This window comes from Aminobacterium sp. UBA4834 (assembly GCF_002400205.1).
GTDB lineage: Bacteria > Synergistota > Synergistia > Synergistales > Aminobacteriaceae > Aminobacterium > Aminobacterium mobile.
In genome coordinates, this window is record NZ_DHFC01000017.1 from 37090 (window position 1) to 49961 (window position 12872).

Annotated in this window: 9 protein-coding genes; all 9 read right to left on the reverse strand. The window is 43.6% G+C overall.

From position 1 onward, the window contains the following. Window positions 1–9: 9 nt before the first annotated feature. On the reverse strand, window positions 10–1239 hold the full coding sequence (locus tag B3L97_RS05840) for a CdaR family protein (protein WP_286934541.1): 1230 nt from the start codon (window positions 1237–1239) through the stop codon (window positions 10–12). Window positions 1240–1263: 24 nt separating this feature from the next. After that, on the reverse strand, window positions 1264–2073 hold the full coding sequence (cdaA, locus tag B3L97_RS05845) for a diadenylate cyclase CdaA (RefSeq protein ID WP_024822444.1): 810 nt from the start codon (window positions 2071–2073) through the stop codon (window positions 1264–1266). Between the two features lie 39 nt (window positions 2074–2112). Continuing rightward, the gene (locus B3L97_RS05850) at window positions 2113–3192 is read right to left on the reverse strand and encodes an alanine/ornithine racemase family PLP-dependent enzyme (RefSeq protein ID WP_286934543.1); all 1080 of its coding nucleotides are present in this window, start codon (window positions 3190–3192) and stop codon (window positions 2113–2115) included. Window positions 3193–3200: 8 nt separating this feature from the next. After that, on the reverse strand, window positions 3201–4043 hold the full coding sequence (locus tag B3L97_RS05855; RefSeq protein WP_286846306.1) for a deoxyribonuclease IV: 843 nt from the start codon (window positions 4041–4043) through the stop codon (window positions 3201–3203). Further along, window positions 4034–4639 (reverse strand): NUDIX hydrolase, encoded by a 606-nt coding sequence (locus B3L97_RS05860; RefSeq protein WP_286934544.1) that lies wholly within the window; start codon window positions 4637–4639, stop codon window positions 4034–4036. The genes B3L97_RS05855 and B3L97_RS05860 overlap by 10 nt, the downstream gene beginning before the upstream one ends. Before the next feature lie 13 nt (window positions 4640–4652). After that, window positions 4653–6404 (reverse strand): pyruvate kinase, encoded by a 1752-nt coding sequence (gene pyk / locus B3L97_RS05865; protein ID WP_286934545.1) that lies wholly within the window; start codon window positions 6402–6404, stop codon window positions 4653–4655. Window positions 6405–6445: 41 nt separating this feature from the next. Beyond that, a complete protein-coding gene (dnaE, locus tag B3L97_RS05870; protein ID WP_286934548.1) occupies window positions 6446–9877 on the reverse strand; it encodes a DNA polymerase III subunit alpha in 3432 nt (1143 codons plus the stop codon). Then, window positions 9874–11694, reverse strand: coding sequence for a DNA polymerase III subunit gamma/tau (dnaX, locus tag B3L97_RS05875; RefSeq protein WP_286934551.1), 1821 nt, complete (start codon window positions 11692–11694; stop codon window positions 9874–9876). Before dnaX ends, dnaE begins: the two co-directional genes overlap by 4 nt. 88 nt (window positions 11695–11782) lie before the next feature. Beyond that, the gene (locus B3L97_RS05880) at window positions 11783–12865 is read right to left on the reverse strand and encodes a M48 family metalloprotease (protein ID WP_024822451.1); all 1083 of its coding nucleotides are present in this window, start codon (window positions 12863–12865) and stop codon (window positions 11783–11785) included. Window positions 12866–12872 lie beyond the last annotated feature (7 nt).

Below are 12872 nucleotides of genomic sequence, written 5' to 3' on the forward strand. Positions count from 1 at the left end.
CCTCTTTTCTTACTCCACGTCCGCCCGCACTGTTACGCGAGAAGGTTCAACCTTGACAACATGAATGCTCCGTGAAGTATTTCTAACCTGTACAGGAACCATTAATTTTCTTGACACAATATTCGTTACATTCACATAGGGCTGAATAGGGAAATTCGATTCGTCTATTTTTTCTACTTCCGACGGCGTCCCCTCAATAGTAATATTCACAGCAGAAGGATCCACTTTCCACCCTGGATAGATACTATTCCCTTCCACCTCTACAGCTACATTTGTCAAAAGTTTTGAGACCGTAAAAGGCTTAAGTAATATATTTACCCGTACAGAAGATGCACCCGCATATTTTAAAGTTCCATCGTCAATAGGCTTGAGCGGCACAATCATACTTTGTTCCTGAGACAACCCTGTGATATCAATGGTCTCGGTCTCAACCTTCGGCAAAGCTTCTAATTTATTATAGGGCCCTTCAACCTCCACTTCCGAAGGCTCTACTATTATGGCCTTTACTGAGAAGTCCGAATTCGGCTCTCCTATAACTTGGACATTAACTGGAACTTTCTTCTTCGGAAGCCCTTTGGCTAGTACAGCTGTCAAGTGAACTTCCTTGGGATCTATATCAATCTGGTCTTCAAAAACTTCAGATTTGTTTACTTCCACCGGCAAAACAACATCCTCACCACTCTTTAATTGATCAAGGGTAGGGGTAATACGAACACCCTTAATTCGCGCTAAATCTTTTTCCACCCCTCGTACTGTTACATCCTTAGGTGTGATGTGGACCGATTCAAGATAAAGACCTGGAGGCAATCCATCTTTTACGACAACATCTACTGGGATCATACGATCGATATATCGTACCATCTCTATAGCTATTTGTGCTGGATTAATACCCACGACTTTAACATCTTTAGGAACTATAGCACGAACAGCAAGTCGATATTTTCCAAGGGAAAGCCCTTTTGTGTCTACCTCACAAAGAATTGATCCTTGCTTAAGCCCATCAAGCATAGTTCGGCTACCGGACACGCTTACTTCCACTTCCCGAGTTTCTGCTCTCAATATAGTTTGTTGAGGAACATTAGAAAAATCCACCGGGCAACGGAAGGTTCTAACAACTTCTCCTCCCCGATCTCCTGCTACATAGAACCAGAGAAGTATAGCTATAACCACAGAAATAATCCTCAGGAAATGAGGAGAAGTTAAGAGAACATCAATTTTTTTTGATTCTGGCGCCAACATACAACGACCTCCTTATTCCCATCCCTATTGCCACAAAGAACGAATATCTTCTTGTACCCGATCAAGGATAGATCGTTTCTCTTTCTCTTCTGCGCCAAAGTAGTGGAGAAGAAGTTTATACACTTGATTCTCTTTTAAATTTCTGGAGAGATGCCCATTAATAGCTAGAGATATCTCTCCTCGCTCTTCTGAAACCACCAAAGCTATAGCATCAGATACCTCCGACACTCCAAGAGCAGCTCTATGACGAGTCCCTATCCAACGAGAAAGATCTGTATTTTCAGTTAAAGGGAGGTAGGTCCCTGCAGATATAATCATGTCTCGATCCACAATAACAGCCCCATCATGGAGGGGGTTATCCGGCCAAAAAATAGCTATAAGAAGTTCCTGCGAAATTTCAGCATTCAATTTAACAGCCGTACTCCAGAAATCTTTCAACCCTGTTTCTCTCTGAAGCACCATAAGTGCTCCGATTTTCTGTCCTTTAAGATACCCTAATGCACGAGTGATTTCCTGACTCAAAGCCTCAGCTCTCTTTTGAGCCCTTTTGCGTCTCCATATATTGCCTCGTCCCAATTCTTCCAACATTTTACGAAGTTCCGGTTGAAACACGATCGGGATAGCTATGATCAATACTCCTAAAACTTTCCCCAAAAACCACGACAACGTTTTCAGTTCAAAAAACCTGGCCAAAGAAGCTACGACTCCTAATATAAGCAACCCCTTCACAAGCTGCATTGCGCGGGTGCCGACCAGAAGCAATAAAAGGCGATGAATAATCACCGCTATAATAATTATGTCTAAAAGATCGTGCCAACGAAAAAAATCGAGCATCCTTTTTCCTCCACTCTCAACCTGAGATGGCAAACAAAATTACCTTATCATATGTACAGAAACATAGGGAGACGTGGTAAGAGCTAACATAGCACTATAATCGACAGAAAAATGGAGCCTGTCTCCAACATGCAGCTGTCGTTCAGATTCTTCTACATCAAGCACCATATGGTCACTGGTAGCCCCAAGAATCTCTATCCCCTTTTCCAGAGGAGCTAATCCCTCGATTTTAACATCTTGTCTTCCTACCGCAGTTATTGCTCGCAACCGCCATCCTCTATCTGTAAAAGCAGGGATCTCACCGAAAGCATTGGCCATCGCCCTGCCCTGTGGCAAACTAGGTTTGCGTTTTATTTCTATTATCTCTGTCTCAAGAACCATTGTTCCCTGATGCAAATAAGGAATTACTCTCATCCCTGAGGAATCTGTCCCTAAAAATATACCTTCGCCAATACGGAGCGAATTAACACATCGAGGCATCGTCCCATCCTCCAGCAAAAACAAGGATGAAGTTGCTCCACCAGAACAAAGCTTCATAGGATAACCCAATTGGCCTTCCAACTGCTGGGAGAGGCACCCTAATTCCCGTAGCTTATCCGAAGAGGGTAAGATCCCTCCAAAACAGGCAAAGTTTGCTCCCACTCCCATACAGTGTACATATCGACATTTTTTAAAAGCAGCGGTTATATTCTCTAATTCATCCGGCCAAATGCCCTCCCGTAGATCCCCTAGATCAATCATCAGAAGGACTTTATAATCTTGCTTCCCATGAAAACTACATTCCTGGTCCAAGGCTCTAATTGTCTCGACCTCAGATACAACGGAACTATCGCAATATTCCACAACCTCGCTAACTTCATTTAACATCGGGGTCCGGAGCATCATAATTGGGATAGTAACACCCATTTCTTTTTTCATACGATAGACATTCTCTATACGGCTATCTGCCACGCCTTCACACCCATTTTCCAGAAGGATTCGTACAATGTCTTTCTGTGCGCATATCCCTTTCGTAACCCCATAAATGCCAATATTCCATTGGCGACACAAGGAAACTATCCTTGCCGCATTATGAGCTATTTTATCGTGATATACCATAAGGCGGGGCCAGAGGCTCATGAGAATCCCTACCTTCCCCTTAATTTACGTAAGATTGTTAAATTCCCCTCATTTCCTATTCCATTTTGGGGCGTCTCAAGAAGAGCCGGAACATGGTCCCAGCGAGGATCGTTCACTATAAAAGAAAAAGGGGAGAGCCCTAACTCTCCGTCTCCTATATGCTGGTGCCGATCTAAGCGGCTTCCCTTTACATGTTCACTATCATTTAAATGCCAGCAACCAATACGTTCAAGTCCTATTTTGCCCATAAGAGTTGCGACAAACCGCCCATATGCCTCTTCTGTTCTGAGTTCGTGTCCCGCTGCAAAGAGATGACACGTATCAAGACATACCCCCAATTTTTCAGTATACCCTATTCTATCTAAAACAAACTGTAATTCATCAAGAGAGCTTCCAAGTATACTTCCTTGCCCCGCCATAGTTTCAAGCAAAATTCTAACTCTCATCATAGACGTGGCATGAATAACTTCTTTAAGACTTTTTGCCAGGCGTTCCAAACCATCTTCTTTGGGTGTTCCCCGCGAAGAGCCTGGATGCACCACCAGTTCTTCTACTCCGAGCATATCGCAACGTTCTACCTCTTCTATTAAAGCAACAACACTCTTAGCCCTGGTCTCATCCGGAGAGGCTAGATTGATAAGATATGATGCGTGGACAACTACTGATTGGATGGAACTATTTTTCCACGCATGGAGGAATCTCTCTGCCCGAGAAATTGAAATCGGAGCACTATGCCATTGGAGTTGATTCTTTGAAAAAATCTGGATCGCTTCACATTCTAAAGCTTCTCCTCTTTCTATGGCATGTTCTAGCCCTCCAGCAATGGAAACATGAGCACCAATTAAAGGCATGAATACATATCTCCCTTGCGTATAAAATATATAAATCGCCTAAGGATAAAGGCTGTTGCTCCCCAAATGATCCTCCCATCTGGGAGGGTATATTGAGGTGTCTCAAAAATTTTGCCATTATCGTGAAGGACCCGATAAGTCTGAGAATTATCTGGGATAGAATCAAGAGACCACAAAGCAAAGTCCGCCACTTCTCCAGGAGAAAAACGCAAGTCGCTCAATGGTGATCGACCCCGAATAACTCCCGCAACAGGATAAATGGTAAATCCACTTTTCACGGTGTGTTGAGGGCTCATTATACATACTGGTTGAACAAATTGAGGGGAGAGCCCTATCTCTTCCTCTGTTTCCCGGAGAGCTGTCTCTAAAGGACCTCTATCATTAACCTCTCGTTCTCCCCCCGGGAAACACATTTCTCCTCCATGATCTTTCAAGAAAAGAGGGCGTTCCAAGAACAACACCTGCACATCTTTCCCTTTCTTAAAGAGAGGAACGAGTACAGCACTCAAACGATCTTTATGCAGGAGAAATTCCTCCCATCTCGGGAAAGAAGCCGCCATAAAGCTATATGCTCTATTTCCCTCTGTACTTTTCATTAAGATATTTTCCTTATGCTCTCAATCGAACACTGCCAGCATATACAACGCCTCGCACCCCATCTACTGTTACAGCCATACCGTCATGAAGGGTGGCAAGGGCATCTGCTGCACTCACCACACAAGGTATGCCAAGTTCAAGAGCTACGATAGCTGCATGACTGGTAAGCCCTCCCTGTTCCGTTATAATAGCAGCGGCTTTCCCCATAGCTGGAACAAAATCTTTATCTGTTTGCTCTACCACAAGAATATCCCCTTGTCGCATTTTTTGATTCGCTTCTTCCGCCGAGCGGGCTGTCCGGACAAATCCATACGCTTCTTTCTTAAGAAGAGAGAGCCCCTTCACCAAAATGTGGCCCACTGTATGGACCTGTAACATATTGGTAGTGCCAGGAATGCCCATGGGGACTCCAGCTGTAACTACAACCAAGTCTCCTTCCTTGACAAATCCCCCTTCAAGAGCAGCAGACAGAGCATTATCCACAGCTTGCCCCTGATCATTGATTTCCTCTACCAAAAGAGGTTCCACTCCCCAATATAAAGAAAGCTCACGCCATGTTCGCAAAACGGGAGTCGCCCCCACAATAATACAGGGAGGACGGTGCTTGCTCACCATTTGAGCAGAACTTCCACTTCGGGTCAAAGAAAGAATAGCGGCAGCCCTCATCTCCCGAGCCACTTCTACAGATGCTCCGCTCACAGCATCAGGAACTCCTGCACTAAGCTGCTCTCGATGTAAAGGGTGTTGCCATAAATCCAAATCTTTTTCTACTCTGGATACAATACGATACATGGTTTCCACAGAAGGGAGAGGATATGCCCCTTTCGCAGTCTCCCCCGACAACATAACAGCATCTGCCCCATCTAGAACTGCATTTGCAACATCGCTGGCTTCTGCTCGAGTAGGGCGTGGGTTTCTAATCATAGAATCAAGCATTTGCGTAGCCACAATGACAGCTTTCCCGCGAGATTGACAGAGATCTATAATCTCCTTCTGAACTAAAGGAACTTCTTCTGTAGGAATTTCGACTCCAAGATCTCCCCTAGCAATCATAACTCCATCTACTACATCTAAAATTTCGTGAATAGAGTCTACAGCCTGGCGGGTCTCTATCTTAGCAATGATTTTCATCACGCCGCCAGCTTCTTCTATAACCCGCCGAACATCCATAATATCCTTCTGGTTTTTAACAAAGGAAACTGCAATATATTCTAATTTATTCTCTAATCCCCAATGTATATCGGCCTTATCCTTATCCGATAGAGCAGGTAGAGATATCTTAGCTCCAGGAATATTAACCCCTTTCCTTTCCCCAAGCTCTCCACCTACAATAACCTTGCAATGGACATCAAGCCCAGAGATTCTCTGAACCCTGAGATGAAGAGTTCCATCATCTATAAAAATATCTTGACCTGGAGTAACTTCTTCTGACAAAGCTGGATAATAAACGGTTACTTCGTTTTCATTACCGTCTACCTCTCTGGTGGTCAGAATTATATCTTGACCTTTCTTCAAAAAGGCAGAACCCCCACGAAGAGTTCCGGTCCTAATCTCCGGTCCTTTTGTATCTAGAAGCGTTGCTATAGGGCGTCCCCTGTCTCTTTCCACTTTCCGGATAAGATCAAGTCGTGCTTTATGCTCTTCATAAGAGCCATGGCTGAAGTTAAATCGAGCGACATTCATACCCGCTTCCGCCATAGCGTAAAGCATTTCATAATTAGAGCAAGCCGGTCCAATAGTACAGACAATTTTAACTTTTTTCATCCTTCAGACCCCTTTCACAATACAGCGCTTCTCTTCCAATTTTAACAGCACACTTTATAAGCTTCTTCCGACAGAAGGGGAGCAAAGCCCTTTTCTTTTACACTAGGACCGTCCACTTTTACTCCATCTAAAAGAATTACAGCACTACCAACCCCATTCCGGACTTCAAGAAGTACTGGAGAGCGGCCCGGAAAACTTTTGAGGGACCGGAAGAAACCTTTTAACGCATCCATGGGGAAAAGAGATGCTTCAAGAACAATACGAACATAGGGAGACACGTCCTGCTGAGCTTCCTGAAGAGAAACAACATCTCGAGCTATAACACTGTTTTCTCCCCGCTCGTTAAGAGTTCCACGAATAATGCAAATATTTCCAGCCTCTATATTCCCTTTTATGGAAGCCCATGTTTTAGGAAAACAAATAACCTCCACCTTTGACTCTGCATCTTCTAATTCCAAGATTCCCATAGGATCTCCCTTTCGGGTATATTTTTCCTGAACAGAGAGGATCATCCCACCTATCTGTGGACACTGATTCCTCCCTCTCCAATATTTCAAATCGCTGATCCGACACGTACAGTATCGGGAAACTAAAGGTTCATATTGAGCAAAAGGATGCCCTGATATATAGAGTCCCACAACTTCTTTTTCCATATCTAGCCGTTCATAGATGCTGAATTCTTCTATATCCGGAAGTTCTGGCTCAACTTCTACTCCATCCTCACAATCGTCAAAGAGACTGAGAAGGGAACACTGATTCTTTTCTTCATTTTGTCTTTGAGCCAAAGAAATGAAATCAGGCAGAGCTTCCAGCAACTGGTGTCTATTCTGAGAAAGATTATCAAAAGCTCCGGCTTTAATGAGGTTCTCAATAACTGACTTATTGACCGTTCTTAAATCCACACGACAGACAAAATCCCATAAAGAGGAAAAAGCCTTACCGCTATCTCGTGCTTTTAATATAGCCTCTACCGCAGTATGACCCGCTTTAGCCACAGCTCCTAGACCAAAACGGACCACTTCTCCTACAGCGGTAAATGATTCCATGGACGAATTAACGTCTGGGGGAAGGACTTCTATGCCCGAATTGCGAACTTCACGGACGTAGCTTGCCATAACATCTTTCTTTGAACCAATCTGGCTTGATAGATAGGCGGCCATAAACTCAGACCGATAGTTACATTTTAAATACGCCGTTTGGTAGCTGATCAAAGCATAGGCAGCGCTATGAGATTTATTAAAACCATACCCGGCAAACTCTTGAATAATATCGAAAATTTCTTCGGATTTTTTCTTGGCCACTCCATGTTGGGCACAGCCCTCCACAAATTTTATCCGTTGCTGCTCCATAACCTCTACTTTTTTCTTCCCCATAGCGCGCCTTAAAAGGTCGGCCTCACCGAGAGTGTATCCTGCTAACTTAGCTGCACACTGCATAACCTGCTCCTGGTAAAGGATAACTCCATATGTTTCTTTTAGCACCTCAGATAAGGCTGGGTGAAGATACTCTACAGAAGCCCGGCCATGCTTTCGTTCTACATATTGGTCTACCATGCCACTACCTAACGGGCCCGGACGATAGAGCGCCAATACTGCTATCAGGTCTTCAAAACAGTCCGGCTTCATCTTTCGAAGAAGCTGACGCATTCCTGTAGATTCAAGCTGAAAGACCCCAAGAGTGTCGCCTCTTTGCAACATGGAATATGTCTCGGAATCATTGAGAGGGATACGGTTCAGATCTGGCGCTGGTTTCCCATTGAGGCGGATATTTTCCACTGCTTCCTCAAGAACAGACAGGGTTTTCAATCCTAAAAAATCCATCTTTACAAGCCCCAGCTTTTCTATGGGCTCCATGGGATATTGGGTAACTATCTGATCATCACCAATTTTGCGAACTGGGACAAGATCAGTAATAGGCATTGGCGTAATAACAACTCCAGCGGCATGTTGTGAGCAGTGGCGAGCAAGTCCTTCTATTTTAGAGGCACTATCAAGTAACCTCTTCACCGCTAAATCGCTATGAACAACTTCTTGAAGATCTGAACTCTGTTCCAGGGCTTCTGGTATGGTTTTAACGCCTTCCGGTATAAGTTTGGCTATTTTATCTACATCGCCATAAGGCATGCCAAGCGCTCTTCCAACGTCTCGAACAGCCGCCTTGCTTTTCATTCGGTCAAATGTAATGATCTGTGAAACTCTGTCCGCTCCATATTTTTGCACAATGTAGTGCAGCAATTCTTCTCGGCCTTTATCAGATACGTCAGTATCAATATCGGGCATACTGATTCGTTCGGGGTTTAAAAAGCGTTCGAAGAGGAGGTTATATTTTAAAGGATCCAATTCCGTAATCCTCAAGCAATAAGCTACAAGAGAACCAGCAGCAGACCCTCGGCCTGGGCCTATAGGAATGGCAAGATTCTTTGCTGCCCTTATAATTCCAGCAACGATAAGAAAATATCCTGCAAATCCCATTTTTTTAATGATTGAAAGCTCGTATTTAAGTCGTTCACTATATTCTTCGGGAACTAGGTTCGTGCTAAGGCGCTCTTTTAAACCGGCCCATGCTTCTTTTTCCAAGTTAGATTCAAGGGTTTCACCCTCAGGAAGGTCAAAGCTTGGCAGTTTGTAATCTCGAGTTCCTAATTCAAAACGTACAGAACATCGCTCTGCAATAGCTACCGTGTTATCCAGTGCGTCAGGAAGATCTCCACCGAGCAGCCTATCCATCTCTTCTGGCGAGCGAAGATAGAAATCATTAGTGGAGAAACTCATCCGATCTTGATCGTTTATAGTTGCGTTCGTCTGAACACATAAGAGAATCTCATGCCAATCATAATCTTCCTCATTTAAATAGTGAGCATCATTAGTAGCCACTAAATTAAAGCCATTTTTCCGCGCCATCTCTACTAAAGCTCTATTTATGACGGCCTGCTCAGGAATTCGGTTATACATAATCTCAAGAAAGAAATTGTCAGCTCCCATAATATCTCGATACATTTCTGCTCGACTTAGCGCTTCTTTTTCTTTCCCTTCCAAGATCAGTTGAGGAATTTCACCTGCAATACAAGCCGAAGACGCTATAATTCCGCTACTGTAACGGGAGAGAAGATCGTGGTCGATTCTTGGCTTGTAGTAAAATCCATCTGTATTGGCGATGGAAACCAATTTAACTAAATTATCGTACCCCTGCTGGTTTTCTGCCAAGAGGAGGAGGTGGAAACTCTTGCCCTTCCTCTCTCTGGACGTATGTCCATCAGGATCTACGTACACTTCGCAGCCAATAATAGGTTTTATTCCAGCAGCTAAACACTTATCATAAAATTCAACGGCACCATACATCGTTCCATGGTCAGTGAGAGCTACTGCTGGCATGCCCCAGGAAGCAACCTTTTCTGCTAGTTCTCCGCAACGAATGGCACCGTCAAGAAGGCTATACTCGCTATGAACATGTAAATGTACAAAGGGGCGTGTCATTCCTCTGTCAATCCTCCATCCAACTCATCTGCTTCTTCCTTCCTTACCCAAAGAACCTCTCCTCCTCCTAATCGAAGAACCGCCTCCACTAATCCTGAAAAAACTGTTTGTTCCTCTAACGGATCGTCATCCTGCTCAGATAGTTCCTGAGAAGGCGAAGGAGGCATTGGAACATCGTCAAAAGGGAGTTGGGGAATGGACTCTCTTCCATCAAAAAAAGGACCTATTGGTACATTATCGATTTTTTCTTCGTTTGTCCCTTCACGTTTTATAATTTTTTCCCCACATATAAAAGATAAAGACAAATGCCCATTGAAGATTTCATCTATCAATCGTTGCAATAGGAAAGAATTTCTCTCTATTGTGAGCAACTCAAAAAGATAAGTGCACTGTTCCGGCAAAGAGATATGTATCTCCTCATTCATAAAAACAACAGATGCAGGTATCAATGCACTATGAAGGTGGATCTCGCTATCTAAGAGTCTTGTCAGTACTTCTTCCCATTTATTTTCCAACTCGCAATCGCACGGAACTTCTGGCGAAACCTTTGCTACAGAGGTTTCTTCTACAAGAGAAACAACTAATGCTTCCTCTTTTGCTGGAATATTGGGAGCTACTGACATTGTAAAAGAAGCTGAAGGGAGAGGAGCTTCCTCGTTTAATCCCTTTAAAATGTCGTTTTTTGTTGTTTTTTTCTCTTCCGACACCATAGTTGTATTATGGGAGATAGTGCCTAGAGACATTAACTTATTCAAGAAAAGCCCAGACAACACATCGGTCCGCATCCCCATCCGTACTTGCGGAAGAACTCCCACACAAAAATCCATGAGAGACAGCAGCTCTTCCGGGCTCCAACAACGAGCTTCTTTTTGGAGAAACTCTGTTTCAGCAGAAGCTCCCTCTATTATTTTTAAAGCTCCTTTTCCCCACATTGCAGTAATCCATAAATCTCGAAAAACAACGAAAAGATCTTCCACCACTTTAAATGGAGAAGCCCCTCTCCTGAACATATTTTGTAGATCCGCCAAGACATCAGGGCCACCGTCATGAAGACGAGAAATCCACCTCTCTAATTCAGGGCGACTTCCTCCTCCCAGGAGATGATCTACAGCTTCCATTGTTATTTCTTCCCCTGTCAAAGCCATGACTTGTTCAAGTAGAGAAAGCGCATCTCGCAAGGCCCCATCAGATTGTCGTGCTATTTCCCAAAGAGCTTCTTCCTCTGCTAGACGACCTTCTTTAACCGCAACTTCTTTAAGATGCTTCTCAATATCCCCTGTGGCAATTTTTCTAAAAGGAATATGCTGACATCGAGAACGAATAGTAATAGGGACTTTGTAAGGCTCAGTTGTAGCTAGAATAAAAACCACATGGGAAGGGGGTTCCTCTAACGTTTTCAACAACGCATTAAAAGCCGAGAGAGAGAGCATATGAACTTCGTCAATGATATACACTTTGTAAGAAGATGCAAAAGGGGACAAGGAAACATGAGTTTTAAGCTCTCGGATTTCATCTACGCTATTATTAGAGGCGCCATCAATTTCTATCACATCTAAGCTTTCGCCTCTATTTATAGCCTCACAACTGGAGCAGCTATTGCAAGGTTCTGCTCCTTCTCCTCGCGAAGTACAATTAAGGGATTTGGCAAGAAGACGCGCTAAAGTGGTTTTACCACATCCTCTTGGTCCCGAGAAAAGGTATGCATGACTTACAACCCTTTCCTCTAATGCTCGAGTTATAACATGAACAGCAGCTACCTGACCAACTATCTGATTAAATTGTGTTGGCCTGTAACGACGATAAAGTGACACGGACATATAAAGCTCCCCTTTCGAGGATATAAAACTATCTATGTTATTCTATCACCTAAAGGATTCGGGGGAAAAACAACAGAATCGCAAAAATTTAATGCAGGTAATCTGCGATAGGGTGAGCGTTTTTTGCTTTTAATAGAATTTCAACTAAATTAGAACGAAAAAGCTCCAAAGATTCTACTCCCTCTGGTAACGGTTCAGACGCAATGATCATATTCCCAATTCGCAATCCCTTGTTATGCGTCTCTGGCAACTCAATAACTTGCAATTCATAAGGTGGCAATTCCATTTGAAACGATATATCAAGTTTTTGCTTTGCTTCCAGGAAAAAATCTTTTACTTCCGGGCAAGCTGGGCCACTCCATACTTGGAATTCATCGACAAGCAACGCCATCCTTCCACGTTGCTCCTGAGTAGTGACGACAAGCTTATGAAGAGCCTTCTTACGTTCAAGAGGCCAACCATTCTTTCGAATTTCCTGCGTAAGATATGCAACTCGTTCTTCAACGTAAGGGTGATCCATAAAAATCCCTGGATCTACATATGGATGGCGTAATTGCTCTTCCGCCAATCCTTCCATAACTGTTAACATGGCTGCTGACGGATATCCTGCCTTTACGAGAGCTTGCAATCCTTCTACATCTGCTTCGCGCTCTAAATCTCGGCTATAAGAGTTTGTTATAGCTATCTGGGCCATGCTCGCTAAAAGAGAAGGTGCGGCTTGACCGCCAGTGGCAATAATAAGGGCAAGAGCAATAACAGAGATACGTTGAGAACGAGCCATTTGCACCATAACATGGCTACGGTCCGCATGTATCATTTCATGGGCAAGAATAGCTGCAATTTCGGCATCGCTATGTAAAAAATCAAGAATACCGGTAGTCATATAAATAGTTCCGCCAGGGAGACTAAAGGCATTCACCGAATTTTCCTGGATAATGCGAACATCATAGGGAAGAGAACGGGTCATATGAAATTTAAGCTTTTCTAAAATCATGGACAAACGAGCAGTTTTAGCAGGATCTGAAATCCTTTCCCAACGCTTCTCCACTTCAACTGCTACCTTCTGCCCCAATTTAATCTCTTTCTCCATATTTTCCGCTGCAAACGTTCTTACAGAGAGAGAAAAGATTAAAAACAGAGCCGCACTAAGAATTCCAATCCTATTTTTCATACATTGC

What these genes read in the sequence shown, in the direction of transcription:
- B3L97_RS05840 (WP_286934541.1), bottom strand. Translation starts at nt 1,239, where the DNA reads ATGTTGGCGCCAGAATCAAAAAAAATTGATGTTCTCTTAACTTCTCCT.
- cdaA (WP_024822444.1), bottom strand. Translation starts at nt 2,073, where the DNA reads ATGCTCGATTTTTTTCGTTGGCACGATCTTTTAGACATAATTATTATA.
- B3L97_RS05850 (WP_286934543.1), bottom strand. Translation starts at nt 3,192, where the DNA reads ATGAGCCTCTGGCCCCGCCTTATGGTATATCACGATAAAATAGCTCAT.
- B3L97_RS05855 (WP_286846306.1), bottom strand. Translation starts at nt 4,043, where the DNA reads ATGCCTTTAATTGGTGCTCATGTTTCCATTGCTGGAGGGCTAGAACAT.
- B3L97_RS05860 (WP_286934544.1), bottom strand. Translation starts at nt 4,639, where the DNA reads ATGAAAAGTACAGAGGGAAATAGAGCATATAGCTTTATGGCGGCTTCT.
- pyk (WP_286934545.1), bottom strand. Translation starts at nt 6,404, where the DNA reads ATGAAAAAAGTTAAAATTGTCTGTACTATTGGACCGGCTTGCTCTAAT.
- dnaE (WP_286934548.1), bottom strand. Translation starts at nt 9,877, where the DNA reads ATGACACGCCCCTTTGTACATTTACATGTTCATAGCGAGTATAGCCTT.
- dnaX (WP_286934551.1), bottom strand. Translation starts at nt 11,694, where the DNA reads ATGTCCGTGTCACTTTATCGTCGTTACAGGCCAACACAATTTAATCAG.
- B3L97_RS05880 (WP_024822451.1), bottom strand. Translation starts at nt 12,865, where the DNA reads ATGAAAAATAGGATTGGAATTCTTAGTGCGGCTCTGTTTTTAATCTTT.